We start from the raw sequence: 25,123 nt of genomic DNA, 5'->3' as shown, positions 1-25,123 counted from the left end.
CTCATCATTTCAGGTTCTGGCGCAGCAGCAAGGTGCCACCACGCTGGGTAAATTCGAGTTGTTTCAGGGCGCTCATGCCCAGCAAGACCTGGTCGCCATCCAGCCCCGGCACCACCAGGGCGCGTACTTCGCGCAACTGGATATCGCCCAGCTGTAGCGAGTCCAGGCGCGTGCGATAGCCCTGGGTGCGTCCATTGGCGGTACTCAGCGTCACCGGAGCACCGCGCTCAAGATCAAGCTTGCCGGCCAGCCTTTCGGGAATCGCCACGTCGGTGGCGCCGGTATCGAGCAGAAAATGTACCGCTTGGCCATTGATCTGGCCATCGGCGACGAAATGCCCTTGGCCGTTACCCGCCAACTGCACTTCGATAAAACCTTCGCCATGCTGCGAACTGATCTGGGTGTTGGGGTTGGCCTGACGCTGCTCCCATTCACCGAAAAAACGTGTGGCCAGGAACAGGCCGGCCGCCCATGCGAGCACCAGCAATACCCTGCCAGCACGCTTTCCCGGTGGCTGGCTCATGGCTTGGCGCTCCAGCCGCCCTCAGGGGCAGCGAATCGCCAGACCACGGGCCGCGACTCGCCGTCGTTGCGCGTTGCACCATTGTTGTCCACGCCGATCCAGGCGCCCTTGGCATCGATCACCAGGGCTTCGGCCAGGCCGAAAGGCTGGGTGTACTGCCGTGTCTCGGCCAGCGCATCGGCGGCGAACGACCAGCAACGCTCGATTTTCGCGGTGGCTGCATCGCGACGGCATATCCGGTGGGCATTGCGCTCCAGGGTGAACAGCGAGTTGTTGAACAGCGCAAGGTCGGCAAAGTCGCGTGGCAATGCACGGGCATCGGGCATCTGCACGGGTTGCATCTCCACGCCTGCCTCGCTCAGCAACACACAGCCACCGTCACAGCTCCACACCGTTTGCTGACGATTGATCAACAGCAGGCCACGACGCTCACGCTCGGCCGCCAGCCAGAGGCGATCACCGGCCGGGCTCACGGCCAAGCCTTCGAACAAGGCATTGAAATGCAGCAGCATGCCGCTGGCGCGCGCCTGGCGAACCAGGCTCGGGTCGATCTTCAGCCAGTTGGGCTCTCCGTCGACCGGCACCTGCAGCACGGCCGCATGGGCCTCGCTGACCACATAGCGATTGCCGGCGGTATCACAGGTGATGCCCTCGAAGTCCAGGTCGCCACCGCGCACCTTGCCGGCCGCCCAGCTACGCGAACGCAAGCCCCAGGGCAAGCCGCTTTCCGGAACCGGTGGCGCCGCCAGTGGTATGGATTCGGCCTGCCACACCGGTGCCTGGATATTCATCCGGTACAACAAGTCGTCGTCGCGGTCCGAAACTGCCCACAGCTCGCCCTTGCACAAGGCCAGGCCCGACAGGTTGCCACCGCGCATGCCGTCGACCGGGTGCTCGCTGACCAGCCTGAGCTCAGGCCATGGCGCTGCCTGCGATGACAGGGCAAATACACCAAGTACCGCTGCCAGGAGCAGACGAATCAAGCCAGGACCTCAGCCAGGTTGCCCTTGGATTCCAGCCAGGTCTTGCGATCACCGGCACGCTTCTTGGCAAGCAGCATGTCCATGATCTCGCGGGTGCCGTCCAGGTCATCCAGGGTCAGTTGCACCAGGCGACGGGTGTTCGGGTCCATGGTGGTTTCCCGCAGCTGTGGCGGGTTCATTTCACCCAGGCCCTTGAATCGGGTGACCTGTGGCTTGCCGCGTTTTTTCTCGGCGACCAGGCGATCGAGAATGCCATCTCGCTCGGCTTCGTCCAGGGCGTAGTAGATCTCCTTGCCCAGGTCGATACGGTAGAGCGGCGGCATGGCCACATACACGTGGCCGGCTTCGACCAGCGGGCGAAAATGTTGGACGAACAGCGCGCACAGCAGCGTGGCGATGTGCAGGCCGTCGGAGTCGGCGTCGGCGAGAATGCAGATCTTGCCGTAGCGCAGCTGGCTCATGTCCGCCGCGCCCGGGTCGACGCCGATGGCCACGGCAATGTTGTGCACTTCCTGGCTGGCCAGGACTTCCCCCCCATCGACTTCCCAGGTGTTGAGGATCTTGCCGCGTAGCGGCAGGATCGCCTGGAATTCCTTGTCGCGCGCCTGCTTGGCCGAGCCACCGGCCGAGTCACCCTCGACCAGGAACAATTCGGCACGCATCGGGTCTTGCCCGGCGCAATCGGCCAGCTTGCCCGGCAGAGCCGGCCCCTGGGTGACGCGCTTGCGTTCGACTTTCTTGCTGGCCTTGAGGCGACGACCGGCGTTGTTGATGGCCAGTTCTGCCAGCTGCATGCCCAGCTCGGGATGAGCGTTGAGCCACAGGCTGAAGGCATCCTTGACCACGCCGGAAACAAACGCGGCCGCCTCGCGGGACGACAGGCGCTCTTTGGTCTGCCCGGAGAATTGCGGCTCCTGCATTTTCATCGAGAGCACGAAGGTGATGCGCTCCCAGACGTCCTCTGGGGCCAGCTTGACCCCGCGCGGCAACAGGTTGCGGAACTCGCAGAACTCGCGCATGGCATCGAGCAGGCCCTGGCGCAAGCCGTTGACGTGAGTACCGCCCTGAGCGGTAGGGATCAGGTTGACGTAGCTTTCCTGGACGCTGTCGCCACCTTCTGGCAACCACAGCAGGGCCCAGTCTACGGCCTCCTTGTTACCGGCCAGGCTGCCGCAGAACGGTTCGTCGGGCAGGCGCAGGAACTCGCTGACCGAATCGACCAGGTAGGAGCGCAGGCCGTCTTCGTAGTGCCACTCGACCTTCTCGCCACTGGCCTTGTCTTCGAAGCTGACCAGCAGCCCCGGGCACAGCACAGCCTTGGCCTTGAGCACATGCTTGAGGCGGCTGATGGAGAATTTGGGGGAGTCGAAGTACTTGGGATCCGGCGCGAAGTATACGCTGGTGCCAGTATTGCGCTTGCCGACCGTGCCGACCACTTCCAGCTCGGTGGCTTTGTAGCCATCGGCGAAGGTCATCTGGTATTCGTTGCCGTCGCGCTTGACCTTGACCCGCACCTGGCTGGACAAGGCGTTGACCACAGAAATACCCACCCCGTGCAGACCGCCGGAGAACTGGTAGTTCTTGTTGGAGAATTTGCCGCCGGCATGCAGCTTGGTGAGGATCAGCTCGACCCCCGACACACCCTCTTCAGGGTGGATGTCTACCGGCATTCCGCGTCCGTCGTCGGACACTTCCAGCGAGTGGTCGGCGTGAAGGATCACCTGCACCGACTTGGCGTGCCCGGCCAGGGCTTCGTCGACGCTGTTGTCGATGACTTCCTGGGCCAGGTGGTTGGGCCGGCTGGTATCGGTGTACATGCCCGGGCGCTTGCGCACCGGGTCAAGGCCCGAGAGGACTTCGATGGCGTCTGCGTTATAGGCACTAGCGCTGGGAATGGCCATGGGTTCTCGTCGTCAGTCGTGGGTGAAAATAAGTCATCAAAATACAGAAAAATCGAGCGATTGGTACTGCTGCGGGTCGATGCCGGCAAAGCTCAGCAAGGCCGGCAGCCGCTCGGCAAATCCCTGGAAACTGTGATCGCCGCCGGCCTGGATACGCAGGGCGCAGGCGCGGTAGAACTGCTCGGCCCGGCGATAGTCCAGAGTCTCATCGGCGGTCTGCAGCCAGACTTGATAGCGCGCGGCATCGGTGGGCGCGGCGACCTCGAGTTCGGCCAGGGCCTGCACGTGGTCGTGGGTCAGTTCCCAGGTTTCACCGGTGTAATGGTTTTTCTGAGGACCCAGGTACCCATCGAACAGACGGTGCGGGTTGACTGCGGGGTTGATCAGCAGCGCCTTGAGTCCGTGGCGCTCGGCCAGGTGGGTGGCATAGTAGCCCCCGAGCGAGCTGCCGACCAGTAATGGCGATTCGAGCTCAGCGATGTCGGCTTCGAGCTGGGCCATGGCCTGGCGAGGGTGATGATGCAGGGCCGGCACGCGCAATTGCTCGCCCAGGCCGATCTGCTGCATCACTGCGACCAGTTGGCAGGCCTTCTTCGAAGAGGGCGCGCTGTTGAACCCGTGAATATAAAGAATCGATCCCGACATACCGCCCCCGATGCAACTGCCTGGCCTTGCGTGCCAGGCTGAAAATCGCGCATTTTAGCCTGATCGGCGACGGAGTGAATGGATTCAACCAATTGGCAACACTTAATAACCGTCGTCGTAATCAATGGTGAACTCGAAATCGACCACCCGCGATACACCGGTGTCGATCGAGCCGTCCGGATTCAGGTGGAGCCAACGGTACCCTGGCGCCTGCTCACCGACCTTGAAATCTTCACTGCCCGGCTCGAACTGGATACAGGTAGAGGGCGAAGCCAGCAGCCGGACACCGTTACGCAGCTGGTCCCATTCCTGATGAACATGCCCCCACAGCACGGCACGCACCTGCGGGTAGCGGTCCAGCACGGCAAACAGGGCGTCAGCGTTGCGCAAGCCGATCGGTGCCATCCAGGCGCAACCGATGCTGACCGGCTGGTGATGAAAGCAGATCAAGTGGTGACGCCCTGGCGCTTCCCTCAAGGCCTGATCGAGCAATCCGAGTTGGCCCTCGTCAAGCACCCCAGGCACTGCGCCGGGTATCGCCGAATTGAGCATCAGCACGCGCCAGTTGCCGATATCCACCAAAGGGTCCAGGAACTGCGTGCCCTGCGCTGCCTGCTCCATCGGCACGGGCTCGTCGTGGTTGCCGGCGAGCCAGCGCGCCGGCGCCTTGAGGCTCGCCGTCAGTTCGCGAAAACTGGCATAGGACGCTTGCGTGCCATCCTGTGACAGGTCGCCCGTGGCCAGCAGCAAGTCGATGCGCGGTTGCTCGGCGCTCACGCGCTCGATGACCCGTTGCAGGCTTTCGCGGGTATTCATGCCCAGCAATGTACGGTTCGCGTCGGCAAACAGGTGGCTGTCGGTGAGTTGCACCAGGTACACCGGCGCGTCGTCATGAGGGGAAGATTGTTGCGGCAAGGGCCGACTCCTTGGGCGGATTCAGCGCGATTATGGCGGCTGGCAGGGCTTGAGCAAATACTCGAAAACAACCCGCGTCACATTTCAGCGAACGACGGCAAGCTCATGACCGCACGCCAGGCAGTGGCTCAGCCATTCGCCGAGGAACAGATTGAGCTGGGCCTTTTCATCGGGCTGGTGCATCGCCGCATTGGGATAGGGGTAGATGCTGCGAAAACGCCGGGCATGTTCGGCGCTGACCACCTCGGCCATGCGCGCATCGTGATACACCTGCACTTCCAGTTGCGGCACCGGCAGCCACGGCAGGCTGTGCTCCTGGCGAACACGCAGGGTGGTGGTATAAGGACAGGCGAGCACCACATCCAGGACCAGCACGCCCAGCATCTGGTCACCTTGGGTCATGCCGATGCGACGCGAGCTTTGCGCGCTGCGCATATCAGGCAACAAACGCATCAAGCGCGCATAGTTGGCCTCGCAGGCCGCTTGCAAGCCGACCAGATCGACCCGGTAGCGTTCGCGCAACAGATTCACGACCATAGCCCCCTGACTTCATCCCGGTTCAAGGCCAGCCACTGCAAGGCAATGATGGTTGCCGCATTGGCGATCAGCCCATCGCGCACTGCCTGCAGCGCATCCTCGAACGCCCAGACCTTCACGCGAATATCTTCGCCCTCTTCCTCCAGGCCATGCAGACCGCCCGCCCCAGCGCTGTCGCAACGCCCAAGATACAAGTGCACGTATTCATCACTGCCGCCTGGGGACGGGAAATACCGCGTCATCGGCCACAGTGTATGAAGCTTCAGCCCAGCTTCCTCCTGCGCCTCGCGGTGTGCAACTTCTTCTGGCACTTCCTCTTTATCGATCAGACCAGCGACCAGTTCGATCAGCCAAGGGTTGGCAACCTTGCCCAGCGCGCCGACGCGGAACTGCTCGATCAGCACGACTTCGTCACGCTGGGCGTCGTAGGGCAACACACACACGGCATCGTGGCGCACGAACAATTCGCGGCTGATCTCCCGGCCCATGCCACCGGCGAACAGTTCATGGCGCAGGCGTACCCGGTCGAGCTGGTAGAAGCCCTTGAAGCAGTTCAGCCGCTCGACGATCTCGACGTCCTTGGGCACAGTGTTCAGCGTATCTGACATGGGAATCCTCATAACCTCGTGTACCGCATCGCGCCATCCTAACCTGCGCACCGTCGTGTTTCACCCCTTTAAAGATAGCGCCCTGGCTGCGAGGATAGACAGCCTGCTGATGTATTGAGCTTAGTGGCGAACTGAAGGCCATGCCGACGGTCCAAGCCCGATTACCTTTGCCTTACAAGGATCATCATGACGCTTGTGAAACTGACTACCGTGGCCGTGCTGGCCCTGGCCCTGGGCGCCTGTCAAAGCTTGTTCCAGCCCAATATGCGCACGCCACTGGAGGTCAAGCGCGACCGCTGGGAGCACATTAAGCCCGGTTGCAATACGGCCGATTGCCCGCTGGTCAATATCGACACCATTCACTTCCCGGCCAATCCAAAACTGGACGCGATCGTCGAGAAACGTCTGCTGCAGATGACCCAGGATAACGAGCGCGACGCCCTGCCGACTTCGCTCAAGGCCTATGAAGACAAATTCATGGCCAGCGCCGAAAGCCGACACAGCAGCTACCTGCAAGCCAAGGTACGCGAGCAGCATGACGGACTGGTGATCATCGAGCTGTCCAGCTACCTGGACACCGGCGGCGCCCACGGTATGCCGGGGCGTGGCTTCATCAACTATTCGCGCCAGCAGGACAAGGTCCTGACCCTGCAGGACATGCTGGTACCGGGCCAGGAAGCGACGTTCTGGAAGACCGCCGAAGAAGCCCACAAGGGCTGGCTGATCAGCACAGGCATGGACAAGGACGCCGAGTTCGTCAAGACCTGGCCGTTCCGCCAGACCCCGCACATCGCCCTGACCTACGGCGCGGTGGTCCTCAAGTACGAAGTGTATGCCATCGCCCCGTATTCCATGGGCCACATCGAACTCAAGATCCCTTACCCGCGCCTGAACGGCATCATCAAGCCGGAGTTGTTTCCCGGTCGCGGCTGACGGACGGCGCCGCCATCCAGTACACACACCCTGCCAGCAGCAAGGCCGGCAGGGTCGAGCCGACATCCGCGGCGTAGTGGGCCAGCAGGTGATAAGTGGCGACCCCACAACCCCAGGCGACCAGCGCCCGCCAGTGCAGGCTGTGGATCGGGCTGGCATCACTGCGGCGGCGACGCACGATGAAGTGATCGACCAGCACCACACCGAACAACGGGGCGAACACCGAACCTATCAGCAACAGGAAGTTCTGGTACTGCGCCAGCGGCGCGAAACAGGCGATCAGGGTGCACAGCACGCCGATGGCCAGGGCCAGGTGCTCGACCTTGAGGCGAACCAGCAGGCCAGTGGAAACCGCCGCCGAGTGGATGTCGGCGAACGCTTTTTCCGACTCATCGAGCAGGATCAGCAGCAGCGGAATCCCAAGGCCGGCACCGGCCAGCGCCAGCAACAAGGTGTTGACCTCCCCCGCCGGGGCAAAGGCCAGGGTGTACGCCACGCCGAGGCTCATCATCCATACGTTGCCCACGAAATAGCCCAGCGCCGTGCCGATGAAAACCCGACTGGCATGGCGGCTGAACCGTGAATAGTCGGCAATCAGCGGCAGCCACGACAGCGGCATGGCGATGGCGATATCGATACCCACGGCCAACGACATCGAACCATCGCCGGCACGCGCCCAGAGGGCGGCAAGATCCGCCTTGGCAAACAGGTTCCAGGTCAGCCACAGGCAGGCGCCGAGCAACAGCCAGATACCCCACTTGCGCAGGATCTTGCGCACGAAGGTCAGCGGACCGCTGACGGCTAGCAGGGTGGCCAGGGCACCAAAGCACAAGGTCCAGAGCAGTGGGTTGGTCAGCGCACTGTCCTCGCCGAATGCGCGGGCGCCCAGGAGGCTCGCGGCATCTCGCATGACAATGATTTCGAACGAACCCCAACCGATCAGTTGCAACAGGTTGAGCAGTGCCGGCAGGCGCGCGCCGTCACGCCCCAGGCTACGGCGCAAGGCAGCCATGGACGAAAGGCCCGTGTCGCTGCCGATGACGCCGACGGCTGCCAGCAGCAGAACCCCCACGCTGGTGCCGAGGATAATTGCCAGTATCGCGTTGGCCAGGCCAAGGCCGGGGCCGAGCAAGGCACCGGTCTGCAGGACCATCAGGCCGATACCGAGGGAAAACCACAGGGAACACAGATCGCGACCACTGAGGACGCGTTGTTGGGTGGTGACGGGAAAGTCGGGGGAGAATTGGCTGGGAGTGCTCACAAAAGGGATCTCGACAGGGAGAGGTTTGTTGTTTTTTAGGGCCCTGTCGCGGGGCAAGTCCGCTCCCACTGGAGCGGGCTTGCCCCGCGATGCAGTTTTAAACCTTCTTGTACAACTGGCTGCCTTCCTGGCGGAACCGCTCGGCCTGCTCGCGCATGCCGTCCTCGACGGCCACATCCACCGCGTCGATGCGCTGGTTGGCGGCGTACTCACGCACTTCCTGGGTGATTTTCATCGAACAGAACTTTGGCCCGCACATCGAGCAGAAGTGGGCGACCTTGGCCGAGTCCTTGGGTAGCGTCTCGTCATGGAACGAGCGCGCCGTGTCCGGATCCAGGCCCAGGTTGAACTGGTCTTCCCAGCGGAACTCGAACCGCGCCTTGGACAAGGCGTTATCGCGGATCTGCGCCCCCGGATGGCCCTTGGCAAGGTCGGCGGCATGGGCCGCGATCTTGTAGGTGATGATGCCGGTCTTGACGTCATCCTTGTTCGGCAAGCCCAGGTGTTCCTTGGGCGTGACGTAGCAGAGCATGGCGCAACCGAACCAGCCGATCATCGCCGCACCGATACCGGAGGTGATGTGATCGTAGCCCGGGGCAATGTCGGTGGTCAGCGGGCCAAGGGTGTAGAACGGCGCTTCGTCGCAGCATTCCAGCTGCTTGTCCATGTTCTCCTTGATCAACTGCATCGGCACATGGCCCGGGCCTTCGATCATGCACTGCACGTCATGCTTCCAGGCGATCTTGGTCAGCTCGCCGAGGGTTTCCAGCTCGCCGAATTGCGCGGCATCGTTGGCGTCGGCGATCGAGCCCGGGCGCAGGCCATCGCCCAGCGAGAAGCTGACGTCATAGGCCTTCATGATTTCGCAGATTTCGTCGAAGTGGGTGTAGAGGAAGTTCTCTTTGTGATGCGCCAGGCACCACTTGGCCATGATCGAACCACCGCGGCTGACGATACCGGTGACACGCTTGGCCGTGAGCGGCACATAGCGCAGCAGTACGCCAGCGTGGATGGTGAAGTAGTCCACGCCCTGCTCGGCCTGCTCGATCAAGGTGTCGCGGAACAGCTCCCAGGTCAGGTCTTCGGCCACACCGTTGACTTTCTCCAGCGCCTGGTAGATCGGCACGGTGCCGATCGGCACTGGCGAGTTGCGGATGATCCACTCGCGGGTTTCATGGATGTGCTTGCCGGTGGACAGATCCATGACGGTGTCCGAGCCCCAGCGAATGCCCCAGGTGAGCTTGGCCACTTCTTCTTCGATCGACGAGCCCAGGGCGCTGTTGCCGATGTTGCCGTTGATCTTCACCAGGAAGTTGCGGCCGATGATCATCGGCTCCAGCTCCACGTGGTTGATGTTGGCCGGAATGATCGCGCGACCGCGGGCGATTTCCTCGCGGACGAATTCGGCGGTGATTTCTTTCGGGATGCTGGCGCCGAAGCTGTGCCCGGCGTGCTGCTGCGTCAACAGGCCAGCGGCGCGGGCCTCCTGCAGCTTCATGTTCTCGCGGATGGCGACGTATTCCATCTCGGCGGTGATGATGCCTTGGCGCGCGTAGTGCATCTGGCTGACGTTGGCGCCGGCCTTGGCCCGGCGCGGGTTGCGCACGTGGGCAAAGCGCAGCTTGGTCAGCTCGGCATCGGCCAGGCGTTGTTGGCCGAAGTTCGACGACAGGCCTTCCAGGCGCTCGGTGTCACCACGGGCATCGATCCAGGCCGAGCGGACATCGCCCAGGCCCTTGCGCACATCGATGACGACATCAGGATCGGTGTAGGGGCCGGAGGTGTCGTAGACCAGCACCGGGGCATTGGGCTCGCCGCCGAAGTCGGTGGGGGTGTCATCCAGGCTGATTTCGCGCATGGGTACGCGGATATCCGGGCGCGAGCCTTCGACATAGATTTTGCGCGAGCGGGTGAACGGCTGTACGGACTGTTGATCGACCTGGGCCGACTCACTCAGATTGGCGTATTTTTCTTGTTTACTCATCACAGGCTCTCCAGACGGCTTCCTAGCAGTGGAATGTCGGGGAGAACCTGAAAGGCACGGACGCACCAAGGACGGTGCTGTGCCAAATGCGCGGTGATGCCTGCAGCTGCAACGGCTGACTCGACATTCCCGGACCTGGCACAAGAGACTCGCCGGGAAAGCGAGAAATCTTGTTCCCTACGCAGGCGCTAACCTGATCAGGTTCAACGGGATCCGGATTATCCGATCTCAGCCTCAACGCAAGGCACCCCGACAAGAACGCGCCCAGTCTAGACTGGAGTCGCCTGCAAAGCCAACAGTACAAGCACGGCCACGATAAATGGCGCAAATGGCAGATTGTTGCAAAGTGTCCGCGCATCTACACTCACCGGTTCAGAAACACTCAATTGTTCAAGGATCGCCCTATGCTGCGCAAACTTTCACTGGCCCTTGCCGTGTCTTGTGCTACCAACGGAATGGCCTGGGCAGCAGATGTGCCCTTGTCGGCAAAGACCGACCTGGTCAGCGTCTACCAGGAAGCTGTGAACAACAACGCCGACCTCGCCGCTGCCCGCGCCGACTATGGCGCCCGCAAGGAAGTGGTACCCCAGGCCCGAGCCGGCCTGCTGCCGAACCTCTCGGCCGGTGCCGATATGATGAACACCCGCACCAAGATCGACACTCCCTCGGCAACCGCCAGCCGCAGCGGCAACTCGTGGCAGGCCACGCTGGCGCAGCCGGTGTTCCGTGCCGATCGCTGGTTCCAGTTGCAAGCCGCCGAGGCGGTCAACGAACAGGCAGCGCTGGAGCTGTCGGCCACCGAGCAGAACCTGATTCTGCAAACCGCGGAAAACTACTTCGCCGTGCTGCGCGCCCAGGACACCCTGGCCTCGACCAAGGCCGAGGAAGCGGCTTTCAAGCGCCAGCTCGACCAATCCAATGAGCGTTTCGACGTGGGCCTGTCCGACAAGACCGACGTGCTGCAGTCCCAGGCCAGCTACGACACGGCGCGGGCCAACCGCATCGTCGCCCAGCGCCAGGTGGACGACGCCTTCGAGGCGCTGATCACCCTTACCAACCGCTACTACAACTCGGTACAGGGCATCGTCCACACCCTGCCGGTGCAGGTACCGATCCCGAACGATGCCAAGGCCTGGGTCGAAACCGCCGGCAAGCAGAACCTCAACCTGTTGGCGACCAACTATGCGGTCGACGCGGCCGAAGAAACCCTGCGCCAGCGCAAGGCCGGGCATGCGCCAACAGTCGATGCGGTAGCGCGTTACCAGAAAGGCGACAACGACAGCCTGGGCTTCACCAACCCCAACCCGGCTTTCGGAGCACCCGACTTCAGCGGTGATGTCGAGCAGACCAGTATTGGCCTGCAACTGAATATCCCGATCTACAGTGGCGGCCTGACCAGTTCCCAGGTGCGCGAGGCATACCAGCGCTTGAGCCAGACCGAACAACAGCGCGAAAGCCTGCGCCGCCAGGTGGTGGAGAACACCCGCAACCTGCACCGCGCGGTCAACACCGACGTCGAGCAGGTACAGGCGCGCAAGCAGTCGATCATCTCCAACCAGAGCGCACTGGAAGCCACTGAAATCGGTTACCAGGTCGGTACCCGCAATATCGTCGACGTGCTCGATGCCCAGCGCCAGCTGTACACCTCGGTGCGCGACTACAACAACACCCGCTACGACTACATCCTCGACAACCTGCGCCTGAAGCAGGCGGCGGGCACCTTGAGCCCGCAGGACCTGTCGGACCTGGCCCGGTACCTGAAACCGGACTACAACCCGGACAAGGACTTCCTGCCGCCTGACCTGGCTGCCGCGGCCAAGGCGAATTTCGACGCCAGGCCCTGAACCCATCGCAGGCAATGCCGGCTCCTACAGCATTGGAGTGGGAGCCGGCATTACGCTAGCGAATCAAGCGCCCCAACCCCTCCAGCAACCGCTGCAAGGCGCCCTGGTTGGCCTGCATTACCGCCCGCCCCGCTTCGCCCATGCGCAGCGCATCCTGCGGCAGCTCGATCAAGCGCTGCACCTGCGCCTTCAATCCCTGGGCATCCTCCACTTCCTGCAGCGCCCCGGCTTCGCGCAACATCGCTGCGATCTCCAGGAAATTGAACAGGTGCGGGCCACTGAGCACCGGCAATGACAGCGCCGCCGGCTCCAGCAGGTTGTGCCCGCCATTGGGCACCAGGCTGCCGCCGACAAAAGCGATATCGGCCAGGGCATACAGGAACAGCAACTCACCCATCGTGTCGCCCAACAGCACCGCCGTTTCTTCGCTCACCGGCTCGCCACTGGAACGGCGGCAGGTCGGGAACTGTGCACAGCACAATTCGAATACCGCGTTGAAACGTTCCGGGTGGCGCGGTACCAGGATCAGCAATGCATCGGCATGCTGGGCGAGCAACTGGCGGTGGGCGGCGAGAATAACTTCATCTTCGCCTTCATGGGTGCTGGCGGCGATCCATACCGGACGCTGGCTGGCCTGCCACTGCGCCCGCAGATCCCGTGCACGGGGCAGCAGTTGTTCGTCGATGCGCAAATCGAACTTGATCGAGCCGGTCACTTGCACACATTCCGGGCGAGCGCCCAGTTGGCGGAAGCGCTCGGCCTCGACTTCTGTCTGCACGGCTATAAAGCTCATCTCGCCCAGCATCGGCCGGGTCAGCCCGGCAAAGCGTGCATAGCCGCGGGCCGAGCGCTCGGACAAGCGCGCATTGGCCAGGGCCACCGGGATGCCGCGCTTGGCACATTGATGAATGTGGTTGGGCCACAACTCGGTTTCCATGATCACTGCAAGCCGGGGCTGGATATGGTCGAGGAAGCGCCCGGCTGCCCAGGGCAGGTCGTAGGGCAGGTAGCAATGCTGAATCCGCGGTTCGTCGGCGAACATCGCCCGCACGCGCTCGGAGCCGGTCGGGGTCATGCAAGTGATGGTGATCGGCAGCTGTGGATGAGCCTTGAGCAGCGCGCGAATCATCGGCGCGGCGGCAATGCTTTCGCCCACCGACACGGCATGCACCCAGATCCCGCCCTTGGCCATACTCGGCAGGTTGAGGGCAAAGCGCTCGCCGATGCGTTGTGCATAGGCAGGAGCCTTGCGTGAGCGCAAGAACAGGCGCAGCGCAACCAGCGGCAGGCCCAGGTGAAACAGCAGGGAATATAGAGTTCTGTTCATGGCGCCAAAGTGTACTAGCCAATGGCGCGCAAGTGCACTGCGAAGCGCTCGGCCAACCACTGTGCAGCAGGCCCGAGGGGCTCATCGCGTCGCCAGACCAGCTCGACCACCAGCGGCGGTGGCGTCCACTCACTGCTCAGCTCGACCATCTGCGCATGGTAAGTCGGATACTGCACCACATGCCGGGGCAACCAGGCCCAACCCAGGCCGCGCATCAACAGCTCGGCTATCGCGTAGAAGCTGTCGGCCCGCCAGATCTGCGGGCTGATCGGCTCGCCCCCTGGGTAACCGCTCTCTTGAGGGGTGATCAATAACTGCCGATGCCTGGCCAATTGCTGGCGATTGACGCGAGGCAACCGCGCCAAGGGGTGGTTCACAGCGCATACCGTGACCATCTCAACTTGCCCCAGGGCCTGTCGCTCAAGCGCCGGCGGCATGCGCTCATGGTGGAACAACAAGCCGAGGTCCGCACGGCGCTCCACCAGTTTGCGCGCCACGTCGCCCTGGGCCCCGCTGGCCAACTGCACCTCAAGCAAGGGGAAGTGCTGGGCCAGTTCATCGAGGCTGTCGATCACCGGCTGATAGGGCATGGCTTCGTCCTGGGCCACTCGCAGCTGCGCTTCCTGGCCGCGCATCAGCGCCAGCGCCCTGCCGTCCAGGCGCTCGCACTGACGCAACAGTTCGCGGGCATCCTCCAGCAAGGCGGCCCCTGCTTCCGTCAGGCGCGGCTGACGGCCGCTGCTGCGCTCGAACAGCGTAATGCCAAGATCCGCTTCCAGCAGTGCAATCGCATTGCTCACCGCCGATTGGGCCTTGCGCTGTGAACGGGCAACCGCAGAAAAAGAGCGTTGCTCGGCCACGCCCACGAACAGCCGCAGTTGCTCGAGGTTCCACTGTTCGGCCATGTACCTATCTCCACAAAAGATAGGTAATGACTTTACCCCATCCAACCTTGCTCTAGAATGCCCAGCCAGAACAGAGGACTGCCCCCATGAATGCCTATACCTACCTGGCCATTGCCATCTGCGCCGAAGTCATCGCCACCGCCTCGATGAAGGCCGTGAAGGGCCTGAGCACACCCCTGCCCCTGCTGCTGATGGTCTGCGGCTATGCCGTGGCGTTCTGGATGCTGACCCTGGTGGTGCGCAGTATTCCGGTGGGTATTGCCTACGCCATCTGGTCAGGGTTGGGCATCGTCCTGATCAGCATCGCGGCATTGGTGATCTACGGGCAGAAGCTGGACCTCCCGGCCATGCTGGGCATGGCCATGATCGTCGGCGGCGTGGTGGTGATCCAGCTGTTCTCGAAAACCGCCGGGCATTGATCCGCTTCACAGGCTGTATACTGGGCGTCTGTCCAAGCTTGTGAGGTACATGCATGCCATCCGTTATTTCCACCGACGTCCTGATCGTCGGCGCAGGGGTCGCAGGCCTCTGGCTCAATGCTCGCCTGCGTCGCCTGGGTTACTCGACGGTGGTGGTGGAACGCGCCAGCCTCGGTGGCGAGCAGACCCTCAAATCCCAAGGCATCATTCACGGCGGCGCCAAGTACGCCCTGCATGGCGCCCTGACCGGCGCCTCCGAAGCGATCGCCGACATGCCGCGGCGCTGGCGCGAGGCCCTGGCTGGCAATGGCGAGCTGGACCTGTCCGGCGTCCGCCTGCTGTCTGAAGCTCATTACCTGTGGTCGCCAGGCACCCTGGCCGGCAACCTCACCAGCTTTTTCGCCAGCAAGGCCGTGCGCGGCCGGGTCGACCAGGTCAAGGGCGAGCAATTGCCCCCGGCCCTGCAGGATCGCGCCTTCAAGGGCAAGGTCTATCGCCTGGCTGAACTGGTCATTGATGTGCCAAGCCTGCTGACCCGACTGGCAGAACTGGCCGGCGACAGCCTTCTGGCAGGCCAACAGATCGAACCCCTGCAAGAAGCTGGCGAACTGGTCGGCCTGCGTGTCGATGGCCGCGAAGTCCGCGCCAAGCGTATCGTGCTCAGCGCCGGCGCGGGCAATGCCGCCCTGCTGGAAACCCTGGGCCTGAAGCAACCGGCCATGCAACGCCGTCCGTTGCACATGGTCATGGCCAAGGGTGCCAGCCTCAAGCCGCTATATGCCCACTGCCTGGGCGGCGGACCCAAACCGCGCATTACCGTTACCAGCCATCCGGCCGCTGATGGCCAGTGGGTCTGGTACCTGGGTGGCGACCTGGCCGAGGCCGACGGGGTCGCCCGCGAACCTGACGCGCAGATCGCTGCGGCGAAAAAAGAAGTCGCCAGCCTGCTGCCCTGGATCGACCTGAGCCAGGTGCGCTGGGCGACCGTGCGCATCGACCGCGCCGAACCTGCACAGTCTGGTCTGGTGCGTCCCGACAACGCTTTTCTCGCCGAGCAGGATCGCCTGCTGGTGGGCTGGCCGACCAAGCTGGCGCTGGCGCCGGACTTCGCCGACCGGGTGCTGGCCAACCTTGAGCGTGACGGCGTCAAGCCCACCAATAGCGCAGCCTTGCCTGACTTGCCCAAGCCTCCGATGGCGGTACCGGTCTGGGAGCAACTGCTGCCATGAGCCTGCCGACTCTTCACCCTTTTCACCGCCCCCTGGGCAGTACCGGCCTGCGGGTTTCTCCGCTGGGCCTGGGCACGGTCAAGTTGGGCCGCGACCAGGGGGTCAAATACCCCAACGGCTTCACCATCCCTGACGACGACCAGGCGCGGCTGCTGCTGGCCCAGGCTCGCGAGCTGGGCATCAACCTGATCGACACTGCACCCGCCTACGGCCGAAGCGAAGAGCGCCTCGGCCCGTTGCTGCGCGGCCAGCGCGAACACTGGGTGATAGTCAGCAAGGTGGGCGAAGAATTCGACGACGGCCAGTCTCGTTTCGACTTCAGCGCCGCTCACACGCGCTTCTCCATCGAGCGCAGTCTCCAGCGCCTGGAGACCGACCATATCGACCTGGTGCTGGTGCATTCAGATGGCAATGACCTGCACATCCTCGAGCACGAAGAGGTCTACCAGACCCTCGAAACTCTGAAACAGGAAGGCAAGATCGGCGGCTTCGGACTTTCGGGCAAAACGCTGGCAGGTGGATTGAAGGCACTCGAGCGCGGCGATTGCGCCATGGTCACCTACAATCTGAACGAGCAGGCAGAACGCCCGGTACTCGACTATGCCGCCGAACACGGCAAAGCGATCCTGGTAAAAAAAGCCCTGGCCAGCGGGCATGTCTGCCTGAGCCCTGGTGTCGACCCGGTACGCGCCAGCTTCGAATTGCTGTTTGCCCACCCCGGCGTGAGCAGTGCTATCGTCGGCACCATCAATCCTGTACACCTGGCACACAACGTGGCCACCGTTGCCGCCATACTGAGTAGCTGACGCCTGCGCCGCCGTCGCGGCCGACCCCAACGCAAGAAGGAGCCGACATGCCGCGAACGCTGATCCGCAAGAACCCGAGCAACTTCAAGACCCTACCCCTGCATGTCGAAGCCAGCCCCGAAGGGCTGTGCTACCAGAGCATCGGCATGCCGCTGAACTTTGCCCAGACCCAGCAACGGCGCAAGCAGATCCACCTGGCCGACAGCCAGCGCTTCGCCGTCGAGCTGGCCAACCTGGGGGTCTCGGTGCGCCTGACCCTGCATTGGCAGAACCGCGACTACTGGGTACTGGTCCGCCAGCGCCGCCAGGACCGCGGCGATGTAGTGTTGAAACTGATTTCAGGCTATGTGCCGGCCCAGGAACTGAACCTGCCGTTGCACACCGCGATCCAGGAAGTCGCCGAGGAATGCCTGCTGGAAACTCCGGAAGGCTGGCTCGGCGGGCGCTTCAACGATACCTGGCTGCCAGCGCCCTACGCCGACGCCCTGCACTACCGCGAAGCCCTGCCCTTTGTGCTTACACCGCAGTCAGGTGCCGCACGGCCGGTACGCTGCGCCAACCTGCAACTGCTCGAACGCCCGCGTGCCTACGTTCACCTGCCCACCGCTTCACTTCAGCTGATCTACGACCTGCGCCTGCAGGTGCCGCGTGAGGCCAAATCCCTGAGCCTGTTTCATGTCGATGAGCGGCTGGAAGGCGATCAGTTGGTGGCTCGGCTCAACCGCAGTCGCCCCGACCTTTACCTGATGCCCCTGGAAGACGGCCATCCACGGCCCGAGCTGTATACCTTGAAGAAGGACCGCCTGGTGCCCGCAAGCACCCGCGGCCTGTACCTGGCCGAAAGCTTTGCCCGGCAGGAAGGCTGGCTGGTGAAGGATGAGCGGATTCGCTGGAAGGATTGGGTCAGCCAGCAGGGGCTGGCAACGCCTAGACCGGATTCCGGATTGCAGCGGCTGACAGGCAAGGCGCGGGAGTTGCTGCAGATGGCGCGGGGCGGGTTGCGCAAGTAAACCAATCGCGGGGCAAGCCCGCTCCTAACTGTAGGAGCGGGCTTGCCCCGCGATGCGCACATCAGTGCTTGCGAATCTTCTCGACGATGGCGGTAGTCGAGCTGTTCTCGACAAGCCCCAGCACTTTTACCGTACCGCCGTAGGCCTTGACGATGTCAGCGCCAACCACCTGGTCGATCCCGTAGTCACCACCCTTGACCAGCACGTCTGGCTTGACCTGGCTGAGCAGGTTTTCCGGCGTACCTTCCGGGAAGCTGATGACCCAGTCCACTGCACCAAGACCTGCCAATACCGCCATGCGGCGGTCAACGCTGTTGATCGGGCGGCCCGGGCCTTTGAGGCGGCTGACCGACGCATCGTCGTTGACCGCAACGATCAGGCGATCACCCTGGGCGCGCGCCTGCTCCAGATAGGTCACGTGACCGGCATGGAGGATGTCGAAGCAACCGTTGGTGAAGACGATCTTTTCGTTATGGGCACGGGCGTCGTCAATGGCCAGCAACAGTTGGTCAAGGCTCAGCACACCGCGTTCCGAACCTTCCTCGCGCTGGATGGCACGACGCAGCTCTGGCGCGCTGATGGCTGCGGTACCCAGCTTGCCGACCACGATGCCAGCTGCCAGATTGGCAAGGCCAACAGCGTGTGGCAGGTCTTCACCGGCAGCGATCGCTGCGGCCAGGGTCGAGATCACCGTGTCGCCGGCACCGGTGACATCAAAGACTTCACGGGCACGGGCCGGCAAATGCAGCGCCGGATGCTCGGGGCGCAGCAAGGTCATGCCGTGCTCGCCGCGGGTCACCAGCAAAGCCCCCAGCTCCAGCTCGTGCATCAGTTGGCCACCCTTGGCCACCAGCTCGGCTTCATCGGTGCAGCGACCGACGATAGTTTCGAACTCGCTGAGGTTTGGAGTGATCAGGCTGGCACCACGATAGATCGAGAAATCCTTGCCCTTGGGATCGGCAAGTACCGGAATGCCCTTGGCCCGCGCCGCCTGGATCAGGGCTTGATGGTTTTTCAGGGCGCCTTTGCCGTAGTCGGACAACACCAGCACCTTAACGCCTTCGAGCAGGGTGTCGACTTCGGCACCCAGCGACAGCGGGTCGGTGGCAAAGGGTTCTTCGAAGTCGATACGCAGCAATTGCTGGTGACGGCTCATGACCCGCAGCTTGACGATGGTCGGCTGGTGCGCGATGCGCTGGAAGATCGAGCGAACGCCGGCGGCCTGCAGGCTGTTGGCCAGGCTCTCGGCAGCTTCATCCTGGCCGGTAACCCCGACCAGGGACGCCGGAGCACCCAGCGCGGCGATGTTCAAGGCGACGTTGGCCGCACCGCCGGGACGGTCCTCGATCTGTTCGACCTTGACCACCGGCACCGGGGCTTCAGGCGAGATCCGTGAGGTACCGCCATGCCAGTAGCGGTCGAGCATGACATCGCCCACCACCAGTACCGGGGCTTGATCGAAACGCGGCATGGACAACTTCATGGGCAACCCATATATACAAAATTAACAGGGGCAGGATATTAGCACAGGCAAGACGAAGGCTTGTTTACAGCCTTGCCCGCGGACTCTCCACAAGTATGCGAACGGGGCCCAGAACGGGCCCCGTAGACAGGTCAGGTGATATCGGCCTTGGCCGGCTCGTCCAGGCCCATGGCATGCAACCTGGCGTAATAGCCATTGGCGGCCAGCAACTCGGCGTGGGTGCCACGCTCGACCAGCTTGCCCTGGTCCATGACCAGGATCATGTCCGCCTTCTCGATGGTCGACAGGCGGTGGGCGATAACCAGCGTGGTTCGGCCCTTCATCACATGATCGAGTGCCGCCTGGATATGGCGCTCGGACTCGGTGTCCAGCGCCGAGGTGGCTTCGTCGAGGATCAATAACGGCGCGTTCTTGAGCAAGGCCCGGGCAATCGCCAGGCGCTGGCGCTGGCCGCCAGACAACAGCACGCCGTTCTCGCCGACCTGGGTATCGAAGCCCTGTGGCAACTGTTCGACGAAATCCTTGGCATAGGCATCGGCCGCGGCAGCTTCGATTTCCGCACGCGGCGCACCGGCCAGGTCGCCATAGGCAATGTTATTGGCCACGGTATCGTTGAAAAGGGTGACATGCTGGGTCACCTGGGCCACATGGCGGCGCAGGTTGCGCAAGCGATAGTTTTCGATCTCGACACCGTCGAGCAGGATCTGGCCCTGGTCATGATGGTAGAAGCGCGGGATCAGGCCCGCCAGGGTCGACTTGCCGCTGCCTGAGCGCCCCACCAGGGCAATCATCTGCCCTGGCTCTGCAGTGAAGGAAATATCCGACAGCACCTGACGCTCGGTACCGGGATAGGTGAAGCTGAGGTTGCGCACTTCAAGGCGACCGACGACACGGTCCAGCTCTACCGTACCGTTGTCGACTTCAGGCGCCTCGTCCAGCTGCTCGAAGATACTTTCGGCACCGGCCAGGCCCTTCTGGATGGTGGAGCTCACTTCCGACAACTGGCGAATCGGCTTGGGCAGCAGGCCAGCCGCGGTGATGTAGGCGACCAGGTCACCCGCGGTGGCATCGCCACGCAGGAACAACACCAGGAACATCAACGCAGCCATGGCGGTGTAGATCACCAGTTGCAGCATAGGGGTATACACCGCGCCCGTCTTGGTCATGCGCAGCTGCTTGTCGGTGTTGCTCTGGCTGGCGTCGGCAAAACGCTTCTGCTCATAGCTTTCACCACCGAAACTGCGCACCACGCGATAGCCCTGAATAGTCTCGGAGGCCACGTGGGTGACATCACCCATCGCGACCTGGATCTTTTTGCTCTGCTTGCGGAATTTTTTGCTCGCACTCCCCACCATCACCGCAATGATCGGCAGGATCGCCAGCATCACCAGGGTCAGCTTCCAGTTCATCCACAGCAGGTAAATGAACAGGAACACCACGGTCAGGCCTTCGCGGATCACCACCTTGATGGCATCGGTTGCCGCGCCGGTGACCATGGTGACGTTGAAGGTGATACGAGAAATCAGGTGACCGGAGTTGTGGTTGTCGAAATAGCGGTTGGGCAGCACCAGCAACTTGTTGAACAACTCGACCCGCAGGTCGTGGACCAGGCCCAGCGAAACCTTGGCCAGGAAGTAGTTACCCAGGAACGACCCCAGCCCCTGCCAGGCCGCGATCAGCACGATCAGCAGCGGCACGGCCTGCAGCAATTGCAGATCCTTGAGGTAGGGCACGGTGGGGAACAACACCGCCTGAGGGTTGCTCAAGCCGTCGACGAAATACTTGAGGATCCCGGCCAGCATTGGCTGGGTTGAGGCAAAGATCACGAAACCGACGATACTCAGCATGAAAATGCCGATGTACGGTTTCACATAGCTCAGCAGCCGGAAGTAGATTTTCAGGCTGGAGCTGCTCTGCTGCTCCGCCTTTAGCGGTGTTTCGGCCATCGTCGAGCTCGCTGTTCAGATTGAACCGGAAATTTTATCACAGCCCGGACGGCGGGCATGCACCCACACTAGTGCAAACGCCAACCCCACCGGCAACCAACTGATGAACCACTCGGCCCGAGGCGTTCCAGTGAGGCTAGCAGCATCGAACTGCATGGCCAGGGTAGAAAACAGCCACAGGCCCATCATGCCCTTGCCAAAAGGAGTCGAACGCGCACGCCAGATTTCGCGCAAGGCACACAGCCAGAGTCCCAGCCACAACAACATCCCTGTGACACCCAGTTGAACGGCAACATGGGTAAACATATTGTGCGCGTGATCGAATTGCTGACCGACCGCCGAAACGGTGTAGGAAGACCCAAGCCCCAGTCCGCCCCATGGATGCTGTGAAATCAGTTGTAAAGTGGCTTGGAAAATTTCCAATCGAAAGGAGGAACCACGCTCCATGATTAGTGCATGCAATAAGGCAAATGCCATCAGAGAGGCCCCCGTGGCTGCTGCCGCAATCAGGTAGCTCTTGCGATCCCGACACCATATAGGCATCGCGACCAGGGAGATCAAGCACCCCAAAGCGGCGCCACGGCTCTGGGAGAAGACCAGGAATGCGCCGAGGCACGATAGCGACAGTGCCCAGATCACTTGAAACCATCGTTCCTGTGGAGGCCAATGAAGCATCCAGACGATTGCCGCAGCAACTACATACGCCCCCAAAATCGGATGAGACAATTCGCCAATGCCATACAGCCGGAAAATCCAAGGCTGCCCCTGTACGCCGTAGAATTGGATGATTGAGTAGAACGAAGCAACGCCAAGCCCAACACCGCCCCACTGCATTAGCCTGATCAGATGGTTCTCTCCAGCGCTGGCAAGCAATGGGAAAAACAACAGAAAAACCGCTATGTACAATAACCGTTTGAGCTCTCGCCCAACCTCTTCACTACTCCCCCAGAGCAGGCTTATTGCCGACCAGCTCGCCAGCAGAATCACTGAGACACACAACGCACGCTGAGCATTCCAGACCTCAACCAGAACCCCACGCGCCGACCATAAAAGCACCAGAGTCGGCAACCAGAGGAAGGCCACCAGCCCCTGTTGATAGATCTTGTTGCTCGGCGCCAGGGCAATGGCCACCAGAAACCAGAGAAAGCCAATCGCCAGCCAGGCCTGCGCCCAGCGCCTTGCGTACATCATGTGTATCCCCATCAATTGAACAACACCGCCATGGTGCATCGGTAAACTTTTCGGCATTATGGCCGGTCTTTTCGCTAGCCCGTTGAAGGCCCTATTCATGCAATGTTCCCGGCTTCCCCAGGTCGACTTCAACCAGCTCATCCTCGGTGCCAAGGTGCTCGAGGCCGACAGCTATGGCGCCAAAGTGTACCTGCTAAACGATGGCAACATCCTCAAGCTCTTCAGGCGCAAGCGGTTAATTTCATCTGCACTGCTGCGACCTTACTCGCTGCGCTTCATCGACAACGCGAAGCGGCTGGAGAAAAAGGGGATTCCTACGCTGAAGGTATTGAAGTACTACAAGCTGGACGCGCCAGGGATGACCGCAGTGCTGTATCAGCCGCTGCCCGGTGAAACCTTGAGCCAATTATCCCGCAAGGACGGCTTCAGCTGGCAGGAGCGCCTGCCGGAGCTTGTGGCACTGGTACGCAAACTACACACGTCGGGGATCTATTTTCGGTCATTGCACCTGGGCAACATTGTCGTCACCCCTGACCAGGAGATGGGACTGATCGACGTCGCGGACATGCGCTTCATGCGGGCGCCGCTGTCCAATCGCATGATCCGACGCAACGTGCAGCATTTTGCCCGCTACATCGCCCGGGAACGGCTTGAAGACCAGTTTCCCCTGGCCGAGCTGGAACGTGCCCTGCTGGGCTGACGCTCAGGACGCTCGAAGCAATGCATTGGAGGTCTGGCTGAAGCGCTGCCAGACCTGCTCTGGCGCAAGCGCCTGATATTGGGCCTGGGCCACCCGGCCACGATCACAGGCCACGCTCTCGATGATCGCCCGCCCCCAGGCCTCGATATCCCCGACAGGGGCGTAGCGACCCGCGTCGCCCAACTGCTCGTGAAACACCGACAGGTCGCTGCACAAGACCGGCACATCGGCCATCACAGCCTCTTGCAGCACCAGCCCCAGCCCTTCGGAGCGCGAGGGTATCAATACCCAGTCGAATGCCCGGTACAGATGGGCCAGGCCATTACAGTGCCCTTGCAGGGTAACCGCCTCCCCAAGGTCCAGCGCCTGGATACGCGACTCAAGCAGCGACCGCTCGTTGCCATCGCCCAGAATCACCAGGTGCAAATCAGGCTGTTGCCGACGGGCCAGCGCAAAGGCATCAAGCAAATAATCGAACCCCTTGCTATCGACCAGTCGCCCCACCGCCCCCAGCACCGGGCCGCCGTCGAGCGGCAAACCGAGCGCCTGTCGGGCGGCGGCCCGGTCCAGTAATCTCTGACGAAAGCTGGCCGGTTCAAGCGCCGAGCGCAGCACCTGCACCGGCATACCAAGATCTTGCTCTAGCGCATTGGCAAGCGTCTGGGACACTGCCACAAGCGTCACCTGGGAAGACTGGAAGCTGCGCAGCAAGCTGATATCACCGCGGTGCAACCGCGTCTTGCCATGAAACACGACGGCCGCCCGCACATGAGGCAGTTGGCGCAGCACCGGAAGTACCAACCGGGAGACCCCGAGGCCGTCGAGCAACACCACCTCGGTACCGGCCTGCTTCAGCGCGTCGTGAAAGCGCCCACGCATCCAGGGTTGCAGCAGCTTCCAGAAATGTCGGCCCTTGAGCAGGCGCTGGGACAGCTGCCATTCACGCGTCTCGCCGACACTGCAGCACGGGCCGTGACCTTGCAGCAGCCAACTGCTGATGGCAGCACCAGGCCCTGCCTGGGAAAGAATTTGCTGGTGCACCTTGTGCACCGAGACGTACGGCGCGCCGCCAGCCCACATGATGTTGACGATATTCACGGGGTCAATCCCCCTGCTTCGGTATAGACAACAAACATATAGGCCGAATCAATGCGCAAAAAAGCCAACCCCCAATCCGAGTGCAATCCCGACTACCAGCATCACCGCCAGCTTGAACCGATCGCGCTGACGGCGTCGATCCTTGCGCCGACGCTCTTCGGGAAGGCTCACATGGGAGCCGAACCCGGTATGCAACACCGCGTCGCCTTCCAGGGTAACCCCTGTCAGGTTCAATTCGGCATAGCGCTTTGACAGTGCCTTTTCACCAGCATAGGCGGCAAATGGAGCGCAGCGTTGATAATCGCTCAGTCGACGCAAACCCGGGTTCAGCGAGAAACTTTGCCACTCCGGCTTGCTCGACAACAACGGGTAGCAAGGCACGCCGTTGATGATCTGACGCTCACCCAAGTGGATGTAGGGGCTGTGCAATTTCAGGTCATGGGCATAGCTGCGCAACCACACCTGCAACAACTGCGGGCTGACTTCGAGAATGCTGCGCGAGTCCTCGACGAACCCCGGCCGGTAGAACTCCCAGTCATCTTCGCAGTGGAAGACATAGGGCGTCTTGACTCGCTCGTAAGCCAGGTCGATCGATGCCAGCTGACCCAGTTTGGGGCGGTTGACGAACACCGTGGTATGGGGTTTCCAGTGCTCCGGAACCGCGCCATGCACCGCGTCATCGCCGGAGTCTTCGGTAATGAACACCTCGCGTATCGGTGCCGTATTGAAACGGTCGAAACTCTCCAGCGTAAGCTTGAGCAGGTCGAATCGCCCGCAACTGGTAACCACCAGGGTTACATCACTCTCTTCACTGAATCGCACCGGATTCCCTCCCCATGTACTGTATTTGGTTGCTCGAGACCTTGACGCAGGAC

Annotated in this window: 23 protein-coding genes and 1 riboswitch; of the genes, 7 read left to right on the top strand and 16 right to left on the bottom strand. The window is 62.2% G+C overall.

Annotated elements, in window-relative coordinates; all coding sequences use genetic code 11:
* Positions 1 to 4: 4 nt before the first annotated feature.
* From NPS58_RS21995 to NPS58_RS21965, 7 genes are all read right to left on the bottom strand, one after another.
* A complete protein-coding gene (locus NPS58_RS21995) occupies positions 5 to 523 on the bottom strand; it encodes a retropepsin-like aspartic protease family protein (RefSeq protein ID WP_274117374.1) in 519 nt (172 codons plus the stop codon).
* Positions 520 to 1,506 carry an esterase-like activity of phytase family protein gene (locus NPS58_RS21990; RefSeq protein WP_274117373.1) on the bottom strand — a complete coding sequence of 329 codons (987 nt, stop codon included), beginning with the start codon at positions 1,504 to 1,506 and terminating at the stop codon, positions 520 to 522. Before NPS58_RS21990 ends, NPS58_RS21995 begins: the two co-directional genes overlap by 4 nt.
* On the bottom strand, positions 1,503 to 3,407 hold the full coding sequence (gene parE, locus NPS58_RS21985) for a DNA topoisomerase IV subunit B (protein WP_274117372.1): 1,905 nt from the start codon (positions 3,405 to 3,407) through the stop codon (positions 1,503 to 1,505). The genes NPS58_RS21990 and parE overlap by 4 nt, the downstream gene beginning before the upstream one ends.
* A gap of 36 nt (positions 3,408 to 3,443) precedes the next feature.
* Positions 3,444 to 4,052, bottom strand: coding sequence for a YqiA/YcfP family alpha/beta fold hydrolase (locus tag NPS58_RS21980; protein ID WP_274117371.1), 609 nt, complete (start codon positions 4,050 to 4,052; stop codon positions 3,444 to 3,446).
* Between the two features lie 102 nt (positions 4,053 to 4,154).
* The gene (gene cpdA, locus NPS58_RS21975; protein ID WP_274117370.1) at positions 4,155 to 4,967 is read right to left on the bottom strand and encodes a 3',5'-cyclic-AMP phosphodiesterase; all 813 of its coding nucleotides are present in this window, start codon (positions 4,965 to 4,967) and stop codon (positions 4,155 to 4,157) included.
* 84 nt (positions 4,968 to 5,051) lie between these two features.
* Entirely contained in the window at positions 5,052 to 5,504 is a 453-nt protein-coding gene (locus NPS58_RS21970) for a DUF1249 domain-containing protein (protein ID WP_028945651.1), read from the bottom strand.
* Entirely contained in the window at positions 5,495 to 6,112 is a 618-nt protein-coding gene (locus NPS58_RS21965; RefSeq protein ID WP_274117369.1) for an NUDIX domain-containing protein, read from the bottom strand. Before NPS58_RS21965 ends, NPS58_RS21970 begins: the two co-directional genes overlap by 10 nt.
* A 186-nt stretch (positions 6,113 to 6,298) precedes the next feature.
* On the opposite strand from NPS58_RS21965, the gene NPS58_RS21960 reads away from it, so the two are divergent.
* The gene (locus tag NPS58_RS21960) at positions 6,299 to 7,045 is read left to right on the top strand and encodes an RsiV family protein (RefSeq protein ID WP_274117368.1); all 747 of its coding nucleotides are present in this window, start codon (positions 6,299 to 6,301) and stop codon (positions 7,043 to 7,045) included.
* On the opposite strand, the gene cytX is transcribed toward NPS58_RS21960, so the two are convergent.
* Positions 7,014 to 8,306, bottom strand: coding sequence for a putative hydroxymethylpyrimidine transporter CytX (cytX, locus tag NPS58_RS21955; RefSeq protein WP_274117367.1), 1,293 nt, complete (start codon positions 8,304 to 8,306; stop codon positions 7,014 to 7,016). The genes NPS58_RS21960 and cytX overlap by 32 nt on opposite strands.
* 97 nt (positions 8,307 to 8,403) lie before the next feature.
* The gene (thiC, locus tag NPS58_RS21950; RefSeq protein WP_274117366.1) at positions 8,404 to 10,290 is read right to left on the bottom strand and encodes a phosphomethylpyrimidine synthase ThiC; all 1,887 of its coding nucleotides are present in this window, start codon (positions 10,288 to 10,290) and stop codon (positions 8,404 to 8,406) included.
* A gap of 157 nt (positions 10,291 to 10,447) precedes the next feature.
* A riboswitch (TPP riboswitch) is annotated at positions 10,448 to 10,552 on the bottom strand.
* A gap of 142 nt (positions 10,553 to 10,694) precedes the next feature.
* Between thiC and NPS58_RS21945 the strand changes: the two genes are divergently transcribed.
* Positions 10,695 to 12,134 (top strand): TolC family outer membrane protein, encoded by a 1,440-nt coding sequence (locus NPS58_RS21945; RefSeq protein ID WP_274117365.1) that lies wholly within the window; start codon positions 10,695 to 10,697, stop codon positions 12,132 to 12,134.
* A gap of 55 nt (positions 12,135 to 12,189) precedes the next feature.
* On the opposite strand, the gene waaA is transcribed toward NPS58_RS21945, so the two are convergent.
* On the bottom strand, positions 12,190 to 13,461 hold the full coding sequence (gene waaA, locus NPS58_RS21940; protein ID WP_274117364.1) for a lipid IV(A) 3-deoxy-D-manno-octulosonic acid transferase: 1,272 nt from the start codon (positions 13,459 to 13,461) through the stop codon (positions 12,190 to 12,192).
* 14 nt (positions 13,462 to 13,475) lie between these two features.
* Positions 13,476 to 14,366 (bottom strand): LysR family transcriptional regulator, encoded by an 891-nt coding sequence (locus tag NPS58_RS21935; protein WP_274117363.1) that lies wholly within the window; start codon positions 14,364 to 14,366, stop codon positions 13,476 to 13,478.
* Between the two features lie 86 nt (positions 14,367 to 14,452).
* On the opposite strand from NPS58_RS21935, the gene NPS58_RS21930 reads away from it, so the two are divergent.
* The 4 genes from NPS58_RS21930 to NPS58_RS21915 are packed head-to-tail and all read left to right on the top strand — an operon-like array spanning position 14,453 to position 17,830.
* The gene (locus NPS58_RS21930; protein WP_274117362.1) at positions 14,453 to 14,785 is read left to right on the top strand and encodes a DMT family transporter; all 333 of its coding nucleotides are present in this window, start codon (positions 14,453 to 14,455) and stop codon (positions 14,783 to 14,785) included.
* 53 nt (positions 14,786 to 14,838) lie between these two features.
* Positions 14,839 to 16,014, top strand: coding sequence for an NAD(P)/FAD-dependent oxidoreductase (locus NPS58_RS21925; RefSeq protein WP_274117361.1), 1,176 nt, complete (start codon positions 14,839 to 14,841; stop codon positions 16,012 to 16,014).
* Positions 16,011 to 16,820, top strand: coding sequence for an aldo/keto reductase (locus NPS58_RS21920; protein ID WP_274117360.1), 810 nt, complete (start codon positions 16,011 to 16,013; stop codon positions 16,818 to 16,820). The genes NPS58_RS21925 and NPS58_RS21920 overlap by 4 nt, the downstream gene beginning before the upstream one ends.
* Before the next feature lie 47 nt (positions 16,821 to 16,867).
* Complete coding sequence (locus NPS58_RS21915; RefSeq protein ID WP_274117359.1) at positions 16,868 to 17,830, top strand: metal ABC transporter ATPase; 963 nt, start codon at positions 16,868 to 16,870, stop codon at positions 17,828 to 17,830.
* A 61-nt stretch (positions 17,831 to 17,891) separates the two neighbouring features.
* On the opposite strand, the gene hldE is transcribed toward NPS58_RS21915, so the two are convergent.
* From hldE to NPS58_RS21900, 3 genes are all read right to left on the bottom strand, one after another.
* A complete protein-coding gene (gene hldE, locus NPS58_RS21910) occupies positions 17,892 to 19,313 on the bottom strand; it encodes a bifunctional D-glycero-beta-D-manno-heptose-7-phosphate kinase/D-glycero-beta-D-manno-heptose 1-phosphate adenylyltransferase HldE (RefSeq protein WP_274117358.1) in 1,422 nt (473 codons plus the stop codon).
* Between the two features lie 131 nt (positions 19,314 to 19,444).
* On the bottom strand, positions 19,445 to 21,259 hold the full coding sequence (msbA, locus tag NPS58_RS21905) for a lipid A export permease/ATP-binding protein MsbA (protein ID WP_028945638.1): 1,815 nt from the start codon (positions 21,257 to 21,259) through the stop codon (positions 19,445 to 19,447).
* Between the two features lie 15 nt (positions 21,260 to 21,274).
* Positions 21,275 to 22,450 (bottom strand): O-antigen ligase family protein, encoded by a 1,176-nt coding sequence (locus NPS58_RS21900; RefSeq protein WP_274117592.1) that lies wholly within the window; start codon positions 22,448 to 22,450, stop codon positions 21,275 to 21,277.
* 97 nt (positions 22,451 to 22,547) lie between these two features.
* Here NPS58_RS21900 and NPS58_RS21895 point away from each other — a divergent pair, with 97 nt between their 5' ends.
* Positions 22,548 to 23,150 (top strand): toluene tolerance protein, encoded by a 603-nt coding sequence (locus NPS58_RS21895; protein WP_274117357.1) that lies wholly within the window; start codon positions 22,548 to 22,550, stop codon positions 23,148 to 23,150.
* Positions 23,151 to 23,153: 3 nt separating this feature from the next.
* On the opposite strand, the gene NPS58_RS21890 is transcribed toward NPS58_RS21895, so the two are convergent.
* Together NPS58_RS21890 and NPS58_RS21885 are read right to left on the bottom strand one after the other, a co-directional pair.
* A complete protein-coding gene (locus tag NPS58_RS21890) occupies positions 23,154 to 24,248 on the bottom strand; it encodes a glycosyltransferase (RefSeq protein WP_274117356.1) in 1,095 nt (364 codons plus the stop codon).
* Positions 24,249 to 24,296: 48 nt separating this feature from the next.
* Entirely contained in the window at positions 24,297 to 25,070 is a 774-nt protein-coding gene (locus NPS58_RS21885) for a glycosyltransferase family 2 protein (RefSeq protein ID WP_274117355.1), read from the bottom strand.
* Positions 25,071 to 25,123 lie beyond the last annotated feature (53 nt).

The sequence above is a fragment of the Pseudomonas putida genome (genome assembly GCF_028682455.1).
Classification (GTDB): domain Bacteria; phylum Pseudomonadota; class Gammaproteobacteria; order Pseudomonadales; family Pseudomonadaceae; genus Aquipseudomonas; species Aquipseudomonas putida_AA.
This window is presented reverse-complemented; position numbering and strand designations above follow the sequence as displayed.

What these genes read in the sequence shown, in the direction of transcription:
- NPS58_RS21995 (WP_274117374.1), bottom strand. Translation starts at nt 523, where the DNA reads ATGAGCCAGCCACCGGGAAAGCGTGCTGGCAGGGTATTGCTGGTGCTC.
- parE (WP_274117372.1), bottom strand. Translation starts at nt 3,407, where the DNA reads ATGGCCATTCCCAGCGCTAGTGCCTATAACGCAGACGCCATCGAAGTC.
- NPS58_RS21980 (WP_274117371.1), bottom strand. Translation starts at nt 4,052, where the DNA reads ATGTCGGGATCGATTCTTTATATTCACGGGTTCAACAGCGCGCCCTCT.
- NPS58_RS21970 (WP_028945651.1), bottom strand. Translation starts at nt 5,504, where the DNA reads ATGGTCGTGAATCTGTTGCGCGAACGCTACCGGGTCGATCTGGTCGGC.
- NPS58_RS21965 (WP_274117369.1), bottom strand. Translation starts at nt 6,112, where the DNA reads ATGTCAGATACGCTGAACACTGTGCCCAAGGACGTCGAGATCGTCGAG.
- NPS58_RS21960 (WP_274117368.1), top strand. Translation starts at nt 6,299, where the DNA reads ATGACGCTTGTGAAACTGACTACCGTGGCCGTGCTGGCCCTGGCCCTG.
- thiC (WP_274117366.1), bottom strand. Translation starts at nt 10,290, where the DNA reads ATGAGTAAACAAGAAAAATACGCCAATCTGAGTGAGTCGGCCCAGGTC.
- NPS58_RS21945 (WP_274117365.1), top strand. Translation starts at nt 10,695, where the DNA reads ATGCTGCGCAAACTTTCACTGGCCCTTGCCGTGTCTTGTGCTACCAAC.
- waaA (WP_274117364.1), bottom strand. Translation starts at nt 13,461, where the DNA reads ATGAACAGAACTCTATATTCCCTGCTGTTTCACCTGGGCCTGCCGCTG.
- NPS58_RS21935 (WP_274117363.1), bottom strand. Translation starts at nt 14,366, where the DNA reads ATGGCCGAACAGTGGAACCTCGAGCAACTGCGGCTGTTCGTGGGCGTG.
- NPS58_RS21930 (WP_274117362.1), top strand. Translation starts at nt 14,453, where the DNA reads ATGAATGCCTATACCTACCTGGCCATTGCCATCTGCGCCGAAGTCATC.
- NPS58_RS21925 (WP_274117361.1), top strand. Translation starts at nt 14,839, where the DNA reads ATGCCATCCGTTATTTCCACCGACGTCCTGATCGTCGGCGCAGGGGTC.
- NPS58_RS21920 (WP_274117360.1), top strand. Translation starts at nt 16,011, where the DNA reads ATGAGCCTGCCGACTCTTCACCCTTTTCACCGCCCCCTGGGCAGTACC.
- NPS58_RS21915 (WP_274117359.1), top strand. Translation starts at nt 16,868, where the DNA reads ATGCCGCGAACGCTGATCCGCAAGAACCCGAGCAACTTCAAGACCCTA.
- hldE (WP_274117358.1), bottom strand. Translation starts at nt 19,313, where the DNA reads ATGAAGTTGTCCATGCCGCGTTTCGATCAAGCCCCGGTACTGGTGGTG.
- msbA (WP_028945638.1), bottom strand. Translation starts at nt 21,259, where the DNA reads ATGGCCGAAACACCGCTAAAGGCGGAGCAGCAGAGCAGCTCCAGCCTG.
- NPS58_RS21900 (WP_274117592.1), bottom strand. Translation starts at nt 22,450, where the DNA reads ATGATGTACGCAAGGCGCTGGGCGCAGGCCTGGCTGGCGATTGGCTTT.
- NPS58_RS21895 (WP_274117357.1), top strand. Translation starts at nt 22,548, where the DNA reads ATGCAATGTTCCCGGCTTCCCCAGGTCGACTTCAACCAGCTCATCCTC.